General features: G+C 71.0%; 1 protein-coding gene and 1 pseudogene. Both read left to right on the top strand.

Annotated elements, in window-relative coordinates:
- Nucleotides 1-507, top strand: a pseudogene (locus tag Q0112_RS01765) (sulfite reductase subunit beta); the annotation flags it as partial.
- A gap of 45 nt (nucleotides 508-552) precedes the next feature.
- Nucleotides 553-1,413 carry a sulfurtransferase gene (locus Q0112_RS01760; RefSeq protein ID WP_297970580.1) on the top strand — a complete coding sequence of 287 codons (861 nt, stop codon included), beginning with the start codon at nucleotides 553-555 and terminating at the stop codon, nucleotides 1,411-1,413.
- Nucleotides 1,414-1,747 lie beyond the last annotated feature (334 nt).

Here is a 1,747-nt window from a genome sequence, read left to right as displayed (position 1 = left end):
GCCCCGGAGGACCGCCCGGCCATCGAGGCCACGCTCGCCGCCCACGGCATCGACCCCGCCGCGCAGGGCAGCGCGCTCCGCCTCAACTCCATGGCCTGCGTCGCGCTGCCGACCTGCGGCCTCGCCATGGCCGAGAGCGAGCGCTACCTGCCCGAGCTCGTCACCAGGATCGAGGCGATCCTCGCCACGCACGGTCTCTCCGAGCAGCCGATCACCATCCGCATGACCGGCTGCCCGAACGGCTGCGCCCGCCCCTACATCGCCGAGATCGGCCTCACCGGCCGCGCGCCGGGGAAGTACAACCTCTACCTCGGTGGCGGCGCTCACGGCGAGCGGCTGAACAAGATGTACCTCGAGAACGTCGGCGAGCCGGCGATCCTCGAGGCCCTCGACAAGACCCTCGCCCACTACGCCCGCGACCGCACGACGGGCGAGCCCTTCGGCGACTTCGCCATCCGCGCCGGCTACGTCGCCGAGGTGCGCGAGGGCCGACACTTCAACGACTAGGATCGGGCGCATCCGGCGCCCGGTCGCATTCCGAAAGGCAGGAAGATGACCAAGACCAATCCCCTGGTGACCGCCGACTGGGTCAGGGACAACCTCGACAACCCCGAGGTGCGCATCTTCGAGGTCAGCGTCGATCCCGGGGTCTATGCCGGCGGCCACATCCCGGGCGCCGTCAACCTCGACTGGCACGTCGACCTCGTCGACACGGTGAACCGCGACATCGCCCCGCGCGAGAAGCTCGAGGCGACGCTGCGCAAGGCCGGCGTCGGTCCCGAGGGCACCATCGTCATCTATGGCGACCACAACAACTGGTTCGCCGCCTGGGGCGCCTGGGTGCTCGACCTCTACGGCCTCGGGGCGCGGGTGCGCCTCATCGACGGCGGCCGCAGGCTCTGGGAGGCGCGCGGCCTGCCGCTGACCGCCGAGGTCCCCGCCTTCCCGGCCTCCGACATCACCCTCTCCGAGCGCAACGACGGGCTGCGCGCCCGGCTCCCCGACGTCCTCGCCGTCGCCGAGGGCCGCGCGCCCGGCAAGCTGATCGACATCCGCTCGCCCGACGAGTACCTCGGCAGGATCTTCGCCCCCGAGGGGGTCAAGGAGCTCTCGATCCGCGCCGGCCACATCCCCGGCGCCGAGAACGTGCCCTGGGCGACCATCGTCAACGACGACGGCACCTTCAAGCCGGTGGACGAGATCCGCGCCATCTACGCCGAGAAGGGCGTCGACGGCTCGCAGCCGGTCATCACCTACTGCCGCATCGGCGAGCGCTCCAGCCACTCCTGGTTCGCGCTGAAGCGCATCCTCGGCTACGAGGTCCGCAACTACGACGGCTCCTGGACCGAGTACGGCAACGCCGTCGGCGTGCCGGTCACCAACAAGAGCGGGACGGTCTGGCTCGGCAAGTGAGGCCGGACGCCCGCGGGGCCGGCGCGATCCGGGCCCGCGGGCGCGACGAACGCACTCCACGACACCGCCCCCCGATCCCGCTCCCGGGCACGCCGGCATCGCCGCTCTCCCGGCGCCCGTTCCATCTTCTTGCCTTAAATACGCCCGCCGGAGGCGCCTGCACGCAGTGCAGGCTCGCGGGTCACGTCCCGAGAGATGGTGCAGCTGGCGGACGGACGCGCTACCCCTCGGCACCGCCACTCTCGGAGCCCAGGCGCTGTGTCGTCTAGCGTGCGTAACGACACACTACACGACTCCCCGGCTTTTCAGGGTTTTCGGGGTGAGGTTGCGCCAT

It is taken from the genome of uncultured Amaricoccus sp., from assembly GCF_937858865.1.
Classification (GTDB): Bacteria; Pseudomonadota; Alphaproteobacteria; order Rhodobacterales; family Rhodobacteraceae; genus Amaricoccus.
This window is presented reverse-complemented; position numbering and strand designations above follow the sequence as displayed.